This window comes from Streptomyces sp. NPDC090022, from assembly GCF_044748145.1.
Lineage (GTDB): Bacteria > Actinomycetota > Actinomycetes > Streptomycetales > Streptomycetaceae > Streptomyces.
This window is the reverse complement of the sequence record NZ_JBIVFN010000042.1, coordinates 1-17,706: the sequence shown is the minus strand read 5'-3', so window position 1 is coordinate 17,706 and position 17,706 is coordinate 1. Positions and strand designations below refer to the sequence as shown.

Sequence of the window (17,706 nt, the reverse complement as noted above, 5' to 3'; positions counted from 1 at the left end):
TACGGCGCCCCGCGCGGACGACCGCGCGGGGCGCCGCCGTGCCGTTTCAGGCGACCAGGCCGGCGAGCTTGCGCAGCGATTCGTTCAGCGCGGCCGTCGCCGAGTCCTTGAGCTTGCCCGCCATCAGTGAGACGGCCGCTCCGGTGAACTCGCCGTCGATGCGGACGGTGGTCGCCTCCCCGTCGGGGACCAGGGTGTACCGGGTGCCGACGATCACGCCCATCGGGCCCTTGCCCCGGATGGCCAGGACGCGCCCGTCCTCGAGTTCCTCGACCGTCCAGGTGACCTCGGCCGGGAAGCCCATCATCTTCATGTTCTCCTCGAACGTCGCCCCGACCGCGAGGGTCTGCGGGCCGCCCTTGGGGAAGCTGGTGTGGGTCATGCTCCACTGGTCGTACGCACCCCAGTCCGTCAGCTGGGACCAGACCTTCGCGGCGGGCGCCTCGATGCGTGATTCCGCGGTGACTTCGGCCATGCGACCACCCCTTCTCGTCGGGTACGTGCGGCGGAACGTAGTGGTGGTGCGCGGAACATTCAATACTGACGACCTGTCAGAAATCTTGTGATCGTCTCAACAGGTGTCAACCGGGTGACGGTACTGACGCCTGCTGTCATGATGGCCTGATGCAAGCGTCAGGGAGACATGCCGGACTGGGCCTCGCCCTCGTCTCGGCCATCGCGTTCGGCGGTTCCGGAGTCGCGGCGAAGCCGCTGATAGAGGCGGGTCTGGACCCGCTGCACATGGTGTGGATACGGGTGGCGGGGGCGGCGCTCGTGCTGTCCCCGCTGGCCTGGCGCCACCGGGACCTGCTGCTGCGCAGGCCCGCCCTGCTGGCCGGGTTCGGCCTGGTCGCCGTCGCCGGCGTACAGGCCTTCTACTTCGCCTCCCTGTCCCGCATCCCCGTCGGGGTGGCCCTGCTCCTGGAGTACCTGGGCCCGGCGCTGCTGCTCGGCTGGATCCGCTTCGTGCAGCGCAAGCCCGTGACCCGGGCCGCCGCGGCCGGCGCCGCGGTGGCCGTGGTCGGGCTCGCCTGCGTGGTGCAGATCTGGTCGGGGCTCAGCCTGGACCCGCTCGGCGTGGTCCTCGGCCTGTGCGCCGCCTGCTGCCAGGCCTTCTACTTCGTCCTCGCGGACCAGGGCGCGGACGGGAAGGACGCTCCCGACCCGCTCGGTGTCATCGCGTACGGGATGATCATCGGTGCCCTCGTCATGACGGTCATCGCCCGCCCCTGGCAACTGGACTGGTCGGTGCTGGCCGGGCGGGCCGAGGTGGCCGGCGCCGAGGTGCCCGCGGCGGTCCTGGTGGGCTGGGTGGTCCTGGTGGCCACCGTCTTCGCGTACCTGACCGGGGTGGTCTCGGTGCGCAAGCTCTCGCCGCAGGTGGCCGGTGTCGTGGCCTGCCTGGAGGCGGTCATCGCCACCGTGCTCGCCTGGGTGCTGCTCGGCGAGCACCTCGACGCGCCGCAGATCCTCGGCGGCGCGCTCGTGCTGGGCGGGGCGTTCATCGCGCAGTCCTCGCGGGCGTCCGGCCCGGCGGGGGACGGGGCGGCGGTGTCCGGCCCGGCGGGGGACGGCGCGTCAGGGGACGGGGCGGACGGGGCACCGGCCCCGACAGCGCTGGACCGTGAGCCGACCAGCGCCTAGGGTGACGCCCATGCATGCGACCGTGCTTCCGCCTCCTGCCGCCTAGCGCGGGCGGCCGCCACACGAAACGGACCGGCCCGGGGTGTCCCCGGGCGGTTCCGCGCTGCCCGCAGAAGCGATGACCCGCATTCCTCATCCTTCACGCACGCGCGGAGAAACACGTGTCGAACCGTTCGGCTGCCGGGCGCAGCCTCTTCCTTCTCGTCGTCGCCGGAGCCGCCTGGGGCACCGCCGGTGCCGCCGCCTCCCTCCTCTTCCTGGCCAGTGATCTCGGGCCGCTGTCCCTGTCGTTCTGGCGGTGCGCCGGCGGGCTGGCGCTGCTGCTCGGGGTGCTGGGGGTGCGGGCGCTGTACGCGCCGCGGCGCCGCGAGCGGGCGGCCGGGCGGCCGTCGGTGGCCTCGCTGGTCCTCACCGGGCTGATGTTCACGCTCTTCCAGGCCGCCTACTTCGGCGCGGTCCGCGAGACCGGGCTGGCCGTCGGCACCGTCGTCACGCTCGGCGCCGGGCCCGTGCTGATCGCGCTGGGCGCGCGGTACGGCATGGGCGAGCGGCTCGGCCGGGCCGGAGCGGCCGCGGTGTGCGGCGCGCTCGCCGGGCTCGTGGTGCTCGTCCTGGGCGGCGGGAGCGGTGAGGTGCGGCCGCTGGGTGTGGGCTGGGCGCTGCTCTCGGCCGCCGGGTACGCGGCGATGACCCTGCAGACCAGGTCGCGCGGGCGGCGCGGGGCCGGCGGGGACGTCCTGGTCACCACGGCGTGGTCGCTCGCGGTGGGCACGGTGTGCCTGCTGCCGCTCGCGCTGGCGGAGGGGCTGCTGCCGCACACGGGCGAGCCCGCGCGGGTGCTGTGGCTGCTGGTGTACGTCGCCGCCGTGCCGACGGCGCTCGCGTACGCCTGCTACTTCGCGGGGGCGGCGGCCGTACGGGCCGCGACCGTCTCCGTGATCATGCTGATCGAACCGGTGGGCGCGGCCGCGATCGCCGTCCTCGTGCTGGGGGAGCGGCTGACCGGCGCGGTGATCCTGGGTACGGCCCTGCTGATGACGGCGGTGGTCGCCCTGATCGCGGCCGAGGCGAGGCGCGCGGCGGACGGGACGGCCGGTGGGGAGGCCGGTGGGGAGGCGCCGGACGCGGCGCCCGGCGGGGCGCAGCAGGGCTCGGCGGGCGGGCCGGTGCGGCGGCCCGCCCCGGCTCAGAGCGCCGCGAGGTAGTCCGGGGTCGCGATGGACGGGTCCAGGTCGGCGGACGGTATCGGCGTGCCGTACGTCCGGGCGACCGGGACCACGCCCGACCAGTACGGCAGTGACAGGTCCTCGGGTTCGTCGTTCACGCCCCCGGTGCGGATCTTCGCCGAGACCTCGTCCAGGTCGAGCCGGATGACGGCGGTGGCGGCGAGCTCCTTGGCGTTGGCCGGGCGCGAGTCTGCCGAGCGGCCGGGCACGACATGGTCGACGAGGGCGTCGAGCGCCATGCGGGCCTCGTCCTCGTCGGTCACCTGGTAGGCGGTCCCGTGCACGACCACCGAGCGGTAGTTGATCGAGTGGTGGAAGGCGGACTTGGCCAGCACCAGGCCGTCCACGTGCGTGACGGTGACGCAGATCGGCAGGCCCGGGTCGGCCTTGCCGGCGGCGAGCAGTGGCCGGGAACCGGTGGAACCGTGGAGGTAGAGGCGCTCGCCGACCCGGCCGTACAGCGTGGGCAGGACCACCGGCGCGCCGTCGCGGACGAACCCGAGGTGGCAGACGTACGCCGCGTCGAGGATCGCGTGCACGACCTCGCGGTCGTAGTGCGCGCGCTCGCGGGAACGGCTGGGGACGGTGCGGTCGGTCGGCCGGTAGGCGGAGGCGGTGCCGGCGGAACCGGTGCCGACGGGGGCGGTGGTCATCGTGGACAGCTCCATTGTACTAGTGCATAATGCGGTTTGTGCTAGGAGAGTATCGGATCGTCGGGCGTCGCGCATCGGAAATCGCGGCCAGTGTGGAGAGGGGCGTGGGCACGGGCGAGCTCGCGCCGGGAGCTCTGCTGCCGCCCATGCGGGAGCTGGCCGCCGAGCTGGGGGTGAACCCCAACACGGTCGCCGCCGCGTACCGCACCCTGCGGGAACGCGGGGTCATCGAGACCGACGGGCGGCGCGGCAGCCGGGTGCGGGCGCGGCCGGCCAGCACGCCGCGCGAGGCGCTGAGCGTGGAGGTGCCGGCGGGTGCGCGGGACCTGTCGACCGGCAACCCGGACCTCGCGCTGCTGCCCTCGCTGGAGGGCCCGCTGGCCGCCGCGGCCCGCCGGTACGCGGCGGCGCCCACCCGCTACGGGGACGCGGCGGTCGTCGAGGACCTGGCGCGGCTCGCCCGGCAGGGCCTGGACGCGGACGGGGTCCCGGCCGGGCCGGTGGGCCTGACGTCGGGGGCGCTGGACGCGATCGAGCGGGTGCTCGCGGCGCACCTCAAACCGGGCGACGCCGTCGCGGTCGAGGACCCGGGCTGGGGCAGCACGCTGGACCTGGTGCCGGCGCTGGGGCTGCGGGTGGTGCCGGTGGCGGTGGACTGCGACGGGCCGCTCGTCGAGGCGGTCGCGCGGGCGCTGGCGGCGGGGGTGCGCGCGCTGGTGGTGACGGCACGGGCGCAGAACCCGACGGGGGCGGCGGTGAGTGCCGACCGGGCCGCGGAGCTGCGGGCGCTGCTGGCCGCGCACCCGGGGGTGCTGGTCATCGACGACGACCACGGGCACGGGATCGTGGACCTGCCGCTGCACTGCCTGGGCGGGGTGACGCGGCACTGGGCGCTGGTCCGGTCCACGGCCAAGGCGTACGGTCCGGACCTGCGGCTGGCGGTGCTGACGGGCGACGCGGTGACGCTGGACCGGGTACGGGGGCGGCAGCGGCTGGGCCCGGGGTGGGTCAGCCGGCTGCTCCAGTACGCGGTCGCGGAGCTGTGGGCCTCGGGGGCCGTGGACCCGGTGGCCGTGGCCCGTTCGTACGGGGTGCGGCGCGACGGGCTCGTCGCGGAGCTGGCGGCGCGGGGCGTCGCAGCGTACGGGCGCAGCGGCATGAACGTGTGGGTGCCGGTGGGCGACGAGACGGGCGTCGTGACGCGGCTGCTGGCGGCCGGGTGGGCGGTGGCGCCGGGCGCGCGGTTCCGGGTGGCGTCGGGGGCGGGGGTGCGGTTGACCGTGTCGTCGTTGGGACCGGCCGACGTGCCCGTGCTGGCGCGGGCGGTGGCCGACGCGGTCCGCCCGGGCGCGGCCGTCCGCTACGACTAGGTGTGGTGTCCGGACAGGGACCGCGTCCGGTGACGGTATGCCCGTACGCGGCCCCACCAGGATCGCGGGGTCTGGTGGGGCCGCGTACCCGGGACACGCGGAGCCGGGGGACGCGGAGCCGGGGGACGTCAGCCGATGAGGGAGGCGAAGCGGTTTCGAGTGTTCAGCTCTTGCGGGTCAACGGTTGCCCCGCGAAGCTCACCCCGGCCAGGCCATGGGCCACGAGGTTGCGGATGTTGCCGTGATCAGTGTCGTTCGGCGTCGCCAGCACACTGCGGTAGTGCTCACCGAAGGCCAGCAGTGCCTCCTGGTCGCTCAGCTCTTCCAGCAGGGCCAGCCCCAGGGTCTTGCAGGAACCCTCGTTCTCACCCGCGGCGTTTTCCAGTTCCCCGTTGCGGAACGTCTGCGGCTGGTACTCGTAGTGCGCGGCGACGAAGGCCAGGGTGTCGGCGAACTCGTGCTCACCCGACGCGAGGCTTGCCCGCAGCGAGTTGAGATCGGTCATATCGGCTCCCTCGGGTGGAACGGACGATCCGGTTGCCGTCCGTGACCGGACGAACATACCTCCCTCGGGCCGGCCGCCAGGAATCGCGCCACATGTCGGAACGGCCGGCATCTCCGCAGGTCACCATGGCTGCAAGGGGGCGTTGTCAGTGGCGGGCGGGATGATGAGCTCCATGACCGAAAACAGTGCCCTGCCCTCTCCCGCCGCCTACGCGGAGGCCGTGACCACCGCCCTGGCGGCGTCGTCCGCGTACTACGGCGACGGGACCAGCCCGCTCGGTGACGACGAGTACGACGGGCTGCTGCGCGCCATCGCGGCCTACGAGGAGGCCCACCCGGACGAGGTGCTCACCGAGTCGCCGACCGGGAAGGTGGCGGGCGGCGCCGTGCAGGGCGACGTGCCGCACTCGGTGCCGATGCTCTCCCTCGACAACGTCTTCGACGCCGACGAGCTCGCCGAGTGGGCCGCAGGGCTGGAACGGCGCCTCGGGCACCCTGTGGCCGGGTGGTGCGTGGAGCCGAAGCTCGACGGCCTCGCGGTGGCCGCCCGGTACCGGGGTGGCCGGCTCGTTCAGCTCCTCACCCGCGGTGACGGTCTGGCCGGCGAGGACATCACCCACGCCGCCGACGCCGTCCTGGGTCTGCCGCCGGTACTCACCGAGCCGATCGACGTCGAACTGCGCGGCGAGGTGCTGCTGACGACCGCGCAGTTCGAGGAGGCCAACCGGATCCGGCTCGCCCACGAGGCCACGCCCTTCGCGCACCCGCGCAGCGGAGCGGCCGGCACCCTGCGGGCCAAGGACCGCCCCTACCGGATCGAGCTGACCTTCTTCGCATACGGAGCGATCGGCGGCCTGGAGGACCTCGGCCACGCCGCCCTGCTGGAGAACCTGGCCGCGCTCGGCGCGCACACGGCGGCGAGCACGGCCGCCGCCCCGATGCGGTACGAGACCCTGGAGCAGGTGCAGGAACGCATCGACGTGATCGCCGGCCTGCGCGGAGAGCTGCCGTTCGGGATCGACGGCGTCGTCGTCAAGGCCGACACGGCGGAGGACCAGCGGCAGGCCGGCAGCGGCTCGCGCGCCCCCCGGTGGGCGGTGGCCCGGAAGCTGGCGGCCGAACACAAGGTGACGCGCCTGCTGGCGGTGGAGTGGAACGTCGGCCGGACCGGGATCATCGCCCCGCGCGCCGTCCTGGAGCCCGTGGTCATCGACGGGGTGACGGTCACCTACGCCACGCTGCACAATCCGTCCGACATCACCCGTCGCGGGCTCATGATCGGCGACCAGGTGTTCGTGTACCGGGCCGGCGACGTGATCCCCCGGGTCGAGGCACCGCTGGCCGACCAGCGCACCGGCGCCGAGAGCCCGATCGTCTTCCCCGAGGTGTGCCCCCGCTGCGGCGACGCGATCGACACCTCCGAGCAGCGGTGGCGGTGCGTGCGCGGCCGCAGCTGTCAGGCCGTCGCCTCGGTGATCTACGCGGCCGGCCGGGACCAGCTCGACATCGAAGGTCTCGGCGGCACGCGCGCGGTCCAGCTGGTGGAGGCCGGCCTGGTCAAGGACGTCGCCGACCTCTTCACCCTCACCCGCGAGCAGCTCCTCGGTCTGGAGCGGATGGGCGAGACCAGCGCGATCAACCTCCTGACCGCGATCGAGACCGCCCGCGGAGCCGCGCTGAACCGGGTGTTCTGCGCCCTCGGCGTCCGCGGCACCGGGCGCACGATGTCCCGCCGGATCGCCGCGTACTTCGGCTCGATGGCCGCGATCAGGGCCGCCGACGCGGACGCGCTGGCCGGGGTCGACGGCATCGGCACCGAGAAGGCCCGCGTCATCGCGGCCGAACTCGCCGAGCTCGCCCCGCTCCTCGACAAGCTCCAGGCCCAGCAGGTCGGCACGCAGGTCACCGAGCCGCAGAAGCCCGCGGCCGACGTGACCGACGCGGCCGACACGAATGACGGCGGGGACTCGGCGGGCGGCCCGCTGGCCGGGCAGGCCGTCGTGGTGACCGGGTCCATGACCGGCCCCCTTGCGGCGTTGTCCCGGAACGAGATGAACGAGCTGATCGAGCGGGCCGGCGGAAAGGCCTCGTCGTCGGTGTCCAAGCGCACCACCCTCCTGGTGGCGGGCGAGAAGGCCGGCTCCAAGCGCACCAAGGCCGAAGAACTGGGCATACGCATCCTCGACCCCGAGGAGTTCGCCGCCCTCGTCGCCGACCTCCTCCCCACCACCGCGTAGTGCCTTGCCAGCCCGGGTCACGGTGAGCGCTTGGGCTGGGTCAGGGCCGCGCCCGCCAGGACGATCGCCGCGCCCACCGGGGTGTTCCAGTGCAGCTGTTCGCCCAGCACCAGCACGCCCGCCGTGGTCGCGATGACCGGGATGAAGTACGTGACCATCTGTGCGGTGGTCGGGCCGACCTCGGTCACCAGGCCGTACTGCATCTGGAGCGCCATGCCCGTGCCCAGGGCCCCCAGTGCGATCACCGCGAGCGTCGGCCACAGCGGGAACGAGGCCGGGGCCGGGGTGAAGACGGCCGCCAGTACCGCCAGCTGGGCCGTGGAGACCAGGAGCTGCGCGGCCGTCATCGCTGCCGGGGAGCCGTCGGCCCCGGCCAGCGTGCGCCGTACGTAGATCCAGCCGATCGGGTAGCACAGCGACGCCAGCAGGGCGAGTGCCGTGCCCGTCGCGTCGACCCCCGAGAAGCCCTGCCAGGCGCCCAGCACGGTGAGCACGCCCAGGAACCCGAGGCCCAGGCCCGCGACGCGGCGGCGCGTCGGGCGGTCCTCGGAGAGGGCGACCAGGGACAGGGCCATGCCCCACAGCGGGGAGGTGGCGTTGCAGATGCCCGCGAGGCTGGACGGAATGCTCAGTTCGGCGTACGCGAAGAGCGAGAACGGGGCCGTGTTCAGCAGCAGCGCCGCCACCGTCAGGTGCGCCCAGGTCCGTCCGCCGCGCGGCAGCCGCTCGCGCCGCAGGAACAGCACCACCAGCAGCGCGAGGGCGCCGAAGAAGACCCGGCCCAGCGCCACCTGGAACGGCGCGTACGCCTGCGTGCCGACCTTGATCAGCAGGAAGCTGAAGCCCCAGATGACGGCGAGGAACCCGAAGCGCAGGCGCCAGTCCGCGGCGACCTGCCGGCAGGGGCGCAGACGCAGCCGTAGGCGCGGGCGGGGGCCGGGGCGGAGGCGGATCGGCCGCCGGGTCGGGGGCAGGGTGCTCGGTGCGCTCATGGTCGCTACTCTGCTGCCCACGATCTCGTAGGACAAGCGAGAGTTCTTTGAGGTGAAGGCGTAGCATCGCTTACATGTTGAACCTGGAGCGCCTGCGCACCCTCGACGCCCTCGCCCGCCACGGCTCGGTCAGCGGCGCGGCCGACGGGCTGCACGTCACGACCTCCGCCGTCTCCCAGGCGATGGCCAAGCTGGAGCGCGAGGTCGGTCAGCCGCTGCTCGCCAAGAACGGCCGCGGGGTGCGGCTGACCGACGCCGGGCGGCTGCTGGCCGACCACGCGGCCCGGATCATCTCGCAGGTGGAGCTGGCCCAGGCCGACGTCGAGGCCCAGCGCGGCCGCGCGGTGGGGGAGCTGCGGATCGGGGCCTTCCCGACGGCCATGCGCGGCCTGCTGCCCGCCGCCCTGACGGCGCTGCGCGCCCGGCACCCGGAGCTGTGCGCCCGGGTGCGGGAGCAGGAACCGGAGGAGTCCATGGCCGCCGTCGTCCGCGGCGACCTCGACCTCGCGCTGGCGATCGACTGGCACAACAAGCGCATGCCGGTCCCCGCCGAACTGACCCGTGCGCACCTGCTCGACGACGCCGTCGACATCGCCGTGCCCGCCGGGCACCCCCTGGCCGGGCGGGAGCGGATCTCCCTGGCCGAGTTCGCCGACGACGAGTGGATCTCGTGGAACGAGGGGCAGTTCTGCCACGAGTGGCTGGTGTTCACGCTGCGCGGCCTCGGCGTGGAGCCCCGGATCACCCACATCGCCGAGGAGCACCACACCCAGCTCGCCTTCGTCGAGGCCGGGCTGGGGGTGTGCGTGACCCCCCGGCTCGGGCGCGGTCCGGTGCCGCCCGGCGTGCGGCTGCTGCCGGTCTGCGACACCGTACGCCGGCACGTGTACGTCGTCTGGCGCGCGGACGCCGACCGGCGGCCCTCGGTCCGGGCGGCCGTCGACGCCCTCGTGGCCTCCGCCGCCGGTGCGTCCGGGGCGGGCTGACCCTAGCGCTTGCGGAAGTCCCAGGAGACCACCGACTCCGGCGTCAGACGGAGCCAGGCGTGCCGGCCGTCGTGCGGCATCTCGTCGATGCCGAAGTTCTTGGCGGGGAAGAGCCGTTCCACCTCGGCCAGTTCCGGGCACGGCTCCCCGGTGCGCGGGGCCTCGCCCACGAACACGGCGGTGCCCGACAGCTCCACGCCCCGCAGCTCGTCGTAGGACTCGCCCGCGTCGACCAGCACCGAGATCCGGGGATCCTGCCGCAGGTCGGACCAGCGGCGGCTGCGCGTGATCGAGTACAGCCACAGCGAGGTGCCGTCCCAGGCGAACCACAGGGCGCCGACGTGCGGCCGGCCGTCCGCCGAGACGGTGGCGACCCGGCAGGTGCGCTGCTCGCGCAGGAAGGCGTCCACCTCGTCGGCCGTCATCATGATGCGCCGTCCACGCCGCTGCGACTCGTCCATCGGTCCTTCACCCCTTCACATCTGACTATGTGTCAGGAATCATGGGGGCTCTTCCGCCGCCGCACCAGGGGGAGTCATGCCGGAACTCGATCCCGCCACCACCGTGCTGCTCACCGTCGAATGCCAGAACGGCGTCGTCGGCGAGGACAGCGCCCTGCCCGAACTGGCCGGGGCGGCCCGCGACTCGGGGATGCTGAACCGGGTGGCGGACCTGGCGGCCGCCGCCCGCGGGGCCGGCGTCCAGGTGGTGCACGCGGTCGCCGAGCGGCGTGCGGACGGACGCGGGGCCAGCACCAACGCGCGGCTGTTCCGGGCCGCCGCGAAGCTGCCCGTGCAGCAGCTGCCCGGCAGCAGCGCCGTCCAGCTCGCCCCGCCCCTGGAGGCCGCCGAGCAGGACCTGGTGGTGCGGCGCCTGCACGGGCTGTCGCCGATGGCCGGCACCGATCTGGACGCGCTGCTGCGCAACCTCGGCTGCCGCACCCTGGTGGTCACCGGCGTCTCGGCGAACATCGCCGTCCCCAACACGGTCTTCGACGCGGTCAACCTCGGCTACCGGGTCGTCGTCCCCTCCGACGCGATCGCCGGGGTGCCCGCGGCGTACACCGCCGAGGTGATCCGCAACGCCCTCGCCCTGGTCGCCACGATCACCACCACCGCCGAGCTCCTCTCCCGCTGGTCACCCCGGAGCTGAATGCCGCACCCCGGCCGTGCTCATGAGCCCGGCCGCACCACCACGGCCGGCACCTCCATCGGCCCGCCGCGTTCGAAGTGCAGGGTGAAGAACAGGATGTCGCCCTCGCGCCGGGTCCGGTCCGAGGGCACCGTCACGTTGACGCCGGACGGGGACATCGTCACCGTCCGCCCGGCCGGGACGGCGATGGAGCCCCGCTTCTCGTCGGTCGCGGTGTTGGCGCCGAGCATGCGGTGCCCCGAGAAGCCGATGGCGTCGGTGACACCCGGCAGCGTCACCTTCACCAGGCGGTCGTCCGAGCCGCCGGAGTTGGTGAGGCGGAAGTACGCCGAGGTGTACGGGGTGTCGCCGAAGGACACCCAGATCCGGCCGTCGGTGACATCGAGCCGCGGCGGCGATCCCGCGTAGCCGGCGCCCGCCCAGACGGTCAGGGACCCGAGGGCCACGGCGCACGCCGCCACCGGTGCCACCACGGCGGACAGGCCCTCGGGGAGGCGGCGGCGGTCCGCCGGCCGGCGGGACGTGCTCATCGGACACCACCCGGCCTCGGGACGCGCCGGGCCCCGGGCGGCGCTCCCGGCCGCCAGGCCCGCAGCCGCAGGCTGTTGGCGACGACGAGCACCGAGCTGAAGGACATGGCCACCGCCGCGACCATCGGGTTCAGCAGACCGACCATGGCGAGCGGAACGGTCACCACGTTGTAGCCGAAGGCCCAGACGAGGTTGGCCCGGATGGTGCCGAGGGTACGCCGGGCGAGCCGGACGGCGTCGGCGAGGTCCTCGATGCCGCCGCGGGCGAGCGTCACGTCGGCGGCCCCGATCGCCACGTCCGCCCCGCTGCCCATGGCGATGCCCAGATCGGCCCCGGCGAGCGCGGCGGCGTCGTTGACACCGTCCCCGACGACGGCGACCCGGTGCCCCTCGGCACGCAGCCGGCGTACGAGGGCGGCCTTCTCCTCGGGCGTGCAGCGCGCGTGCACTTCCTCGATCCCGAGCGCGGCGGCGACGCTCCGCGCGGCCGCCTCGTGGTCACCGGTGGCCAGAACGGGCCGTACGCCCAGCCGCCGCAGCCGTTCCACCGCGCGGTAGCTGCCGGCGCGAACGGTGTCGCCCACCTCGATCAACGCCGTGGCCTCGCCGTCGACCCTGACCAGGACGGGCGTACGCGCCGCTTCCCGGGCGGCCGCGAGGGCGTCGGCCAGTACGGCGGGGAGGTCCCCGTCCGGGACACCGGCCTCCACCACCCGGCCCTCGACCGTGCCGCGCACACCGCGCCCGGCCGTCGCGGCGAAGTCCCGGACACCGGGCAGCCGCCGGCCGGCGTGGCCCCGGTTCGCGAAGGACACGATCGCCCGGCCCAGCGGATGCTCCGATCCCTGCTCCACCGCCCCGGCGAGCAGCAGGACCTCGTCCCGGTCCAGCCCGCCCGGCACCACTGTCACCCGGGCCACGCGCATGTCCCCGGACGTGAGGGTGCCGGTCTTGTCCAGCACCACCGTGTCGATGTGCCGCAGCCGCTCCAGCGCCTGCGGACCCCTGACCAGCACGCCGAGCTGGGCCCCGCGCCCGGTGGCGGCCATCAGGGCGGTCGGCGTGGCCAGCCCCAGCGCGCACGGGCAGGCCACGACCAGCACCGCGACGCAGGCGGTGACCGCCGCCTGCGGATCGGCACCCGCACCCAGCCAGAAGCCGAGCACGGTCACGGCCAGGGTCAGGACCACCGGGACGAACACACCGGCGACCGAGTCCGCCAGCCGCTGCGCCCGCGCCTTGCCGGTCTGCGCCTCCGTCACGAGCCGCGTGATGCGGGCGAGCTGGGTGTCGGCGCCGACCGCCGTAGCCCGTACGAGGAGGAGCCCGCCGGCGTTGACCGCTCCGCCGACCACGGCCGAGCCGGGCCGGACCTCGACGGGCTCGCTCTCCCCGGTGACCAGCGAGAGGTCCACGGCGGAGGAACCCTCGGCGACCTCCCCGTCGGTGGCGACGCGCTCACCGGGGCGTACGAGGAAGACCTGACCGATCCCCAGGTCCTCGATGGGGACCAGTCGTTCGGTGCCGTCCGGCTGCCGGACGGCGACCTCCTTGGCGGCGAGCCGGGCCAGCGCCCGCAGGGCGGCGCCGGTGCCGTGCCGGGCCCGTGCCTCCAGGAACCGTCCGGCCAGGACGAACAGCGGGACTCCCACGGCCGCTTCGAGATACACGTGGGCCATGCCGTCCGAGGCTCCGGGCAGCAGACTGAACGGCATCGTCATGCCGGGCTCGCCCGCGCCACCGAGGAACAGGGCGTACACGGACCAGCCGAAGGAGGCGGCCACGCCCAGGGACACCAGGGTGTCCATGGTCGCGGCCGAGTGCCGGAGGTTGCGCAACGCCCGGATGTGGAACGGCCACGCGCTCCAGACCGCGACCGGCGCGGCCAGCGCGAAGCACAGCCACTGCCAGTTGCGGAACTGCCAGGCGGGCACCATGGACAGCACCAGCACGGGAACGGCCAGCAGGGCGGTCACCAGCAGCCGTTCGCGGTCCTCGGCCGTGTCGGCGGTGTCGGCGGTGTCGGCCGAGCCGACCGGGGCGCCGCCGGCCGGCGGCCGCGGCTGCGCCGGCTCGGGCAGCGCGGCCGTGTACCCGGCCTGCACGACGGCCGCCACCAGGTCCTGCGGACGGACGCTCACCGGATGGCTCACGCGGGCGCTGCCGGTGGCCAGATTGACGGTCGCCGTCACCCCCTCGAGCTTCGCCAGCTTCTTCTCCACCCGCCGTACGCACGCCGCGCACGTCATACCGCCGACGGTCAGGTCCGTGGTGACGAGCAGGGGCCGGTCGTCCGAGGCCGGCCTGGACACTCCTCCGGTGCTCACCGTCCGCCGCCTCCGGTCCCCGTGCCCGTGTGCCCGTGCTTCATGTCCGCTCCCGTGCCCCCGCTCGTGCCCCTGTCCGTGCCCCTGTCCGTGCCCCTGTCCGTGCCCGTGCCCCTGTGGTCGCCCGTTCCGCCACCGCCCAGGCCCGGGCCGTGCATACCGGGCGCGACCGGCCCCGCGGCGGCCCCGACCGCGTGCGACACGGTGAAGACCAGGGCGAGGAGCAGCAGGAAGCCGCAGAGGGCGAGGGGTGGCGCGAACGCGCCCGGTGCCGCGCCGTTCCCGGCGGAGGGGATCGACTGCGGGGGTTCTTCCATCACCGGCCTCCTGGTGTCTGCCGGGCCGCCCGGACCGGACTTCCATCGGCAGGATCCGGGCCGGCCCTTACGGCCCAGGAGTCGGTACGGCCGCCGCGCGAGTTCCGCACGCGTGCTGTGGCGTGGGTCATACCGCGGTCCGCCCGGTCGGCGCCGGTACCGCGCGCCTGTTGTCCGAACTGCGGGACCGGCTCGGCCTGGCGTGCCTGTTCATCGCCCACGACTTGGCCGTCGTTCAGCGGCTGGCCGACAGCATCGCGGTCATGTGCAGCTGCACGCGCTGATCCCGTCCGTAGAGGTGACCCTCACCGGCGAGCACACCGTGGTCCGCGCGGTGGACGAGGCGTGGGTCCGCAAGGTCGCGGACCTGCTCGCGGAGTCACGGGCACGACAGCCCGAGTCCGAAGGGACGCCGCCGGAAAGCGCCGAGAGCATCATCGCCGCCGGTACCGCCGCCTACGGCAGCGCGGTCGCCCGTACGGTGGAGGACATCCGTGCCGGCCTGTTGGAAAAGGCCGTGGTCTCCCGGAAGGTCCCGCTGCCGGCGGGGCCACCCGTGGACTTCGCCGCGACCTATCTCGCCGGCCGCCGGGCCAACACTCCCGCCCGCTCCTACCTGCTCGACCTCGGCGGCTACCAGGCAGCCGGCTTCAGCCCCGAGACAGGCCTGGAGGTCGAGGAGAACGGCAGCGTCAGCACCCAGCCGCTCGCGGGCACCCGCGCCCGCGGCGCCGACCCCGCGGAGAACGACCGCCGGCGCGCGGAACTGCTCACCGACCCCAAGGAGATACACGAGCACGCCGTGTCCGTACGCCTCGCCTGGGACGAGATGGCCGCGGTGTGCCGACCGGGCTCCGTGGTGGTCGAGGAGTTCATGGCGGTCCGGCCGCGCGGATCGGTGCAGCACCTGGCGTCGCAGGTGACGGGCCGGCTCCGGCCGGACTCCGGGCCGTGGGACGCCTTCGCCTCCCTCTTCCCCGCCATCACCGCCACCGGAGTCTCCAAACGCGACGCCCTGCACGCCCTTGCCCGCCACGAGGACGGCCGCCGGGGCCTGTACGGCGGAGCGGTCTTCCGCGGCGGCACCGCCGGGGCCCTCGACGCCGCCCTCGTCCTGCGCACCCTCATCGGGGAAGGCGACAAGGCGTGGCTGCGCGCGGGCGCGGGGGTCACCGCCCAGTCCAACCCGGAACGCGAGATCGAGGAGACCTGCGAGAAGCTCCGCAGCGTCGCTCCGCACCTACGGTTCGCGACGGACTGACCATGAACAGCGAGCGGTGTCGAGCAACCGCGGGAACCGCGGGACGACCCGGGCGTCAGGACGATGTGTACGCTCGCGTGATGCTGGCCGTCGATACCGACATCGAGGTGCTGGCCAGGTTCGGCCGAGCGCTCGCCGACCCGGTCCGCTGCCGTGTCCTGTTGCTCCTGTGGGAGACGCCTTTCTCATTCTGCCGAACCGGCGGACCACCTGAGCGTGTCCCGGACGAAGCTGTCGGACCACCTGGCGTGTCTGCGGGACTGCGGCCTGGTCGTGGCCGTGCCGGACGGGCGACGGACGCGGTACGAGATCGCCGACGAGCGTCCGGGGCACGCTCGGGACGATCTGCGTACCGCAGTCATCGCGGTGGAGACCGACCGCACGTGTGGAAACTCCGGGGCAGAGGACTGCTGCTGACGGCCACCGGAACCGTGGTGGGTCCGCTAGTTGCAGCAGCCGCATCCGGGTGGGCAGTCGCCGCATCCGTCGTCGGCCTCGGCGCCGCGGGAGGGGAGGGCTGTGGCGGGGGGTGCGCAGCAGCCCTTCCCCTGCCAGGCGTCGCGGCCTTCCTTCACGGCGATCCCGGCGATGGCGAGGGCGGCGACGGGGTCGGCCCAGGACCAGCCGAGTGTGGCGTTCAGGAGCAGACCGACGAGCAGTACGGCGGACAGATACGTGCACAGCAGGGTCTGCTTGGAGTCCGCGACGGCGGATGCGGAGCCGAGTTCGCGGCCGGCCCGGCGCCGGGCGGCGGACAGGAACGGCATGACCACGAGCGAGAGGGCGGCGATGACGATCCCGGGAACGGACCGTTCGGCTTCCCCGGTGCCGGTCAGGGCACGAACCGCGTCGAAGGCGACGCAGGCGGCGAGGGCGAAGAAGGAGACCGCGATGATGCGCAGGGTGCGCTGCTCGCGGGCTTCGCGGACGGCGGGGTCGGAGGCGGAGAACTGCCAGGCGACCGCGGCTGCGGAGGACACCTCGATGACCGAGTCGAGCCCGAAGCCGATGAGGGCGGTCGAGGAGGCGATCGTCCCGGCGGTGATCGCGACAACCGCCTCGATGACGTTGTAGGTGATGGTCGCGGCGACCAGGAACCGTATGGTCAGCAGCACCCCTTCTCGGCGGCGTCCGCGCACGTCCGGTCGGTCTCGACGGCGACCACGGCGGTGCGCAGGTCGTCGAGCGCGTGACCGAGGCGTTCGTCGGCGATCTCGTACCGGGTGCGGCGGCCGTCAGGAACGGTGACCACCAGCCCGCAGTCACGCAGGCACGCCAGGTGGTTCGACAGTCGTGTCCGGGAGATGCGGAGGGCTCCGGCGAGGTCGGCCGGGTAGGCGGGGGCGTCGCGCAGGGCGAGCAGGACACGGCAGCGGATGGGGTCGGCGAGCGCGCGGCCGAAGCGGGCCAGCACCTCGATGTCGGAGGCGGCAGTCAGCACACCACGACAGTACACGAGAGTCTGAATCCAGGAAGTCGTGGATCGAGATGCTTGCGCCTGGGCTTCGCTGTGCGGCCGGAGGGGCGCTCCGGGTGGATCGCGACCCTGTTGCCGCTCGCCTCGGTAAAAACAAATGGCGATGATTTCCGTTTCCGGTGAAATACCTGAAACTCCAGAGGCGCCGAGACTCGCAATGGGAATCATTGTCGACGTCGCGCTGGGAGGCATTCCATTTGCTGTTGCGTGTCGCCGATGAAAGCCTTGCCAAGTGAGGGTAGAAATTGCCCTGGAGCTGGACGTTGTCGCCTTCTGTTCGAGGCGGCCCTAATCTGTGGAGTTGGGTAGCGTGGCAACATCCCTTGAGCACCGGCCGCACCCCGGACACGATCATGTGCACGGCGAAGGTTGCGGGCACGTGGCGGTTCCCCACGAGGACCACGTCGACTATGTGCACGACGGCCACCTGCACCGTGAGCACGACGGGCACGCGGACGAGTGCGAGGTCGGTCGGCATCAGGAGCACTCGGCTCACACTCATGCGCACGGCGAGGGCTGCGGGCATGTGGCGGTGCCGCACGGCGACCACATGGACTACGTGCATGACGGGCACCGACATGCGGCTCACGACAGCCACTGGGATGACCACTGACGGAACTTCATTCCGGTCCGTACGGCAATGCACCCCCGAATCGGGGGTGCATTTCTGTGTGCTCACGTCCCTGTCTCTGAGAAGCAGCCGTCGTTATGGGAATGCACTTGGTGCGCCTGTCTCGGCGAAGCTGCTCCGCGCAATGGAGGCAAGGGAAGGGGTAATTGAGAGGAAGCCACGGCAGGCAGCGGTCGCGGAAGTGGGCTGTGCCTGCCATCGCGGTCGAGGGAGTCCTACCGGCTCGAGTGCGGAAGGAGTGCCATCTCGCGGGCGTTCTTGATCGCCGCGGCGATCTGTCGCTGCTGCTGGGCCGTGACACGGGCAGGGGCATTGCATGTTCGAGATCGGTCCGGTTCGCCGGTCTTGTGATGTGATGTCATGTCTCGTTCTGGGGATGGTTGTTCCCCGGAACGCAGT

General features: G+C 73.3%; 17 protein-coding genes and 3 pseudogenes. 9 read left to right on the top strand and 11 right to left on the bottom strand.

Annotated features, from left to right (window positions below):
* Positions 1-46: 46 nt before the first annotated feature.
* A complete protein-coding gene (locus ACIPXB_RS36470; RefSeq protein WP_401457194.1) occupies positions 47-475 on the bottom strand; it encodes an SRPBCC family protein in 429 nt (142 codons plus the stop codon).
* A gap of 149 nt (positions 476-624) precedes the next feature.
* On the opposite strand from ACIPXB_RS36470, the gene ACIPXB_RS36465 reads away from it, so the two are divergent.
* Positions 625-1,644, top strand: a complete 1,020-nt coding sequence (locus ACIPXB_RS36465; protein WP_401457191.1) for an EamA family transporter — start codon at positions 625-627, stop codon at positions 1,642-1,644.
* A 161-nt stretch (positions 1,645-1,805) separates the two neighbouring features.
* Positions 1,806-2,849 (top strand): DMT family transporter, encoded by a 1,044-nt coding sequence (locus tag ACIPXB_RS36460; RefSeq protein ID WP_401457189.1) that lies wholly within the window; start codon positions 1,806-1,808, stop codon positions 2,847-2,849.
* Here the strand turns inward: ACIPXB_RS36460 and ACIPXB_RS36455 are convergent.
* Positions 2,831-3,538, bottom strand: a complete 708-nt coding sequence (locus ACIPXB_RS36455; protein WP_401457186.1) for a pyridoxamine 5'-phosphate oxidase family protein — start codon at positions 3,536-3,538, stop codon at positions 2,831-2,833. The genes ACIPXB_RS36460 and ACIPXB_RS36455 overlap by 19 nt on opposite strands.
* Positions 3,539-3,561: 23 nt before the next feature.
* Between ACIPXB_RS36455 and ACIPXB_RS36450 the strand changes: the two genes are divergently transcribed.
* Positions 3,562-4,893 carry an aminotransferase class I/II-fold pyridoxal phosphate-dependent enzyme gene (locus ACIPXB_RS36450; RefSeq protein WP_401457184.1) on the top strand — a complete coding sequence of 444 codons (1,332 nt, stop codon included), beginning with the start codon at positions 3,562-3,564 and terminating at the stop codon, positions 4,891-4,893.
* A 163-nt stretch (positions 4,894-5,056) separates the two neighbouring features.
* On the opposite strand, the gene ACIPXB_RS36445 is transcribed toward ACIPXB_RS36450, so the two are convergent.
* Positions 5,057-5,398 carry a HopJ type III effector protein gene (locus ACIPXB_RS36445; RefSeq protein ID WP_401457181.1) on the bottom strand — a complete coding sequence of 114 codons (342 nt, stop codon included), beginning with the start codon at positions 5,396-5,398 and terminating at the stop codon, positions 5,057-5,059.
* Between the two features lie 163 nt (positions 5,399-5,561).
* Between ACIPXB_RS36445 and ligA the strand changes: the two genes are divergently transcribed.
* Positions 5,562-7,634: an NAD-dependent DNA ligase LigA gene (gene ligA, locus ACIPXB_RS36440; RefSeq protein ID WP_401457179.1), complete on the top strand. Its 2,073-nt coding sequence runs from the start codon at positions 5,562-5,564 to the stop codon at positions 7,632-7,634.
* A 17-nt stretch (positions 7,635-7,651) separates the two neighbouring features.
* Here the strand turns inward: ligA and ACIPXB_RS36435 are convergent, their stop codons facing one another.
* Positions 7,652-8,626 carry a DMT family transporter gene (locus tag ACIPXB_RS36435; protein WP_401457177.1) on the bottom strand — a complete coding sequence of 325 codons (975 nt, stop codon included), beginning with the start codon at positions 8,624-8,626 and terminating at the stop codon, positions 7,652-7,654.
* 74 nt (positions 8,627-8,700) lie between these two features.
* Between ACIPXB_RS36435 and ACIPXB_RS36430 the strand changes: the two genes are divergently transcribed.
* Positions 8,701-9,612, top strand: a complete 912-nt coding sequence (locus tag ACIPXB_RS36430) for a LysR family transcriptional regulator (protein WP_401457174.1) — start codon at positions 8,701-8,703, stop codon at positions 9,610-9,612.
* Positions 9,613-9,614: 2 nt separating this feature from the next.
* On the opposite strand, the gene ACIPXB_RS36425 is transcribed toward ACIPXB_RS36430, so the two are convergent.
* Positions 9,615-10,073, bottom strand: coding sequence for a pyridoxamine 5'-phosphate oxidase family protein (locus tag ACIPXB_RS36425; RefSeq protein WP_401457172.1), 459 nt, complete (start codon positions 10,071-10,073; stop codon positions 9,615-9,617).
* 76 nt (positions 10,074-10,149) lie between these two features.
* On the opposite strand from ACIPXB_RS36425, the gene ACIPXB_RS36420 reads away from it, so the two are divergent.
* Positions 10,150-10,764, top strand: a complete 615-nt coding sequence (locus ACIPXB_RS36420; RefSeq protein ID WP_401457170.1) for a cysteine hydrolase — start codon at positions 10,150-10,152, stop codon at positions 10,762-10,764.
* Positions 10,765-10,784: 20 nt separating this feature from the next.
* On the opposite strand, the gene ACIPXB_RS36415 is transcribed toward ACIPXB_RS36420, so the two are convergent.
* From ACIPXB_RS36415 to ACIPXB_RS36405, 3 genes are all read right to left on the bottom strand, one after another.
* Positions 10,785-11,294, bottom strand: a complete 510-nt coding sequence (locus ACIPXB_RS36415; RefSeq protein WP_401457168.1) for a copper chaperone PCu(A)C — start codon at positions 11,292-11,294, stop codon at positions 10,785-10,787.
* Positions 11,291-13,543, bottom strand: coding sequence for a heavy metal translocating P-type ATPase (locus ACIPXB_RS36410; RefSeq protein WP_401457229.1), 2,253 nt, complete (start codon positions 13,541-13,543; stop codon positions 11,291-11,293). Before ACIPXB_RS36410 ends, ACIPXB_RS36415 begins: the two co-directional genes overlap by 4 nt.
* A 74-nt stretch (positions 13,544-13,617) precedes the next feature.
* On the bottom strand, positions 13,618-13,938 hold the full coding sequence (locus ACIPXB_RS36405; RefSeq protein ID WP_401457166.1) for a hypothetical protein: 321 nt from the start codon (positions 13,936-13,938) through the stop codon (positions 13,618-13,620).
* A 271-nt stretch (positions 13,939-14,209) separates the two neighbouring features.
* On the opposite strand from ACIPXB_RS36405, the pseudogene ACIPXB_RS36400 reads away from it, so the two are divergent.
* Both ACIPXB_RS36400 and ACIPXB_RS36395 read left to right on the top strand, forming a co-directional pair.
* Positions 14,210-15,199: pseudogene (locus ACIPXB_RS36400) on the top strand (salicylate synthase); the annotation flags it as partial.
* Between the two features lie 80 nt (positions 15,200-15,279).
* Positions 15,280-15,616, top strand: a pseudogene (locus tag ACIPXB_RS36395) (ArsR/SmtB family transcription factor).
* A 26-nt stretch (positions 15,617-15,642) separates the two neighbouring features.
* Here ACIPXB_RS36395 and ACIPXB_RS36390 read toward each other — a convergent pair.
* Positions 15,643-16,314: a cation transporter gene (locus tag ACIPXB_RS36390; RefSeq protein WP_401457164.1), complete on the bottom strand. Its 672-nt coding sequence runs from the start codon at positions 16,312-16,314 to the stop codon at positions 15,643-15,645.
* Complete coding sequence (locus tag ACIPXB_RS36385) at positions 16,305-16,640, bottom strand: ArsR/SmtB family transcription factor (RefSeq protein WP_401457162.1); 336 nt, start codon at positions 16,638-16,640, stop codon at positions 16,305-16,307. Before ACIPXB_RS36385 ends, ACIPXB_RS36390 begins: the two co-directional genes overlap by 10 nt.
* Positions 16,641-16,986: 346 nt before the next feature.
* Here ACIPXB_RS36385 and ACIPXB_RS36380 point away from each other — a divergent pair, with 346 nt between their 5' ends.
* Complete coding sequence (locus tag ACIPXB_RS36380) at positions 16,987-17,289, top strand: hypothetical protein (protein WP_401457160.1); 303 nt, start codon at positions 16,987-16,989, stop codon at positions 17,287-17,289.
* A gap of 233 nt (positions 17,290-17,522) precedes the next feature.
* On the opposite strand, the pseudogene ACIPXB_RS36375 reads toward ACIPXB_RS36380, so the two are convergent.
* Positions 17,523-17,609, bottom strand: a pseudogene (locus tag ACIPXB_RS36375) (30S ribosomal protein S18); the annotation flags it as partial.
* Positions 17,610-17,706 lie beyond the last annotated feature (97 nt).